The sequence below is a fragment of the Oleiphilus sp. HI0066 genome (genome assembly GCF_001635725.1).
The window spans coordinates 1-294 of the sequence record NZ_LWFH01000719.1 but is presented as its reverse complement, the minus strand read 5'-3'; the positions used below and the strand labels follow the sequence as shown (position 1 = coordinate 294).

Genomic DNA, 294 nt, shown 5'->3' with positions numbered 1-294 from the left:
ATTTGTTTGACCATAAGGTTCATTTGTAAGTGTGTAAGGCAAGATTAATGTGTCTACTACTAAGCTAAGTGGTATATCAATTAAGAAGAACAAACCAATGACATTACCACCTGAGCCTTGCTCTGGAGAGTTGGCTAAAACATCGAATTTAGTACCGCTATAAACTCTAGAATCAATTTGCCGAACAATTGAATCTCGTTCTTCTCTCGGCTTATCCATTTCTATGTTGGTTAAGATTGTGCCGCAACCTGAAAGTAATAGAACGAATAATAGGGTTAAAAATTTCATAGCTTC

General features: G+C 36.1%; 1 protein-coding gene. It reads right to left on the bottom strand.

Features of this window, described 5'->3' with window-relative positions:
* Window positions 1–219: YceK/YidQ family lipoprotein (locus tag A3738_RS08875; protein ID WP_197473739.1), on the bottom strand; the 219-nt coding region annotated here is incomplete at its 3' end.
* Window positions 220–294 lie beyond the last annotated feature (75 nt).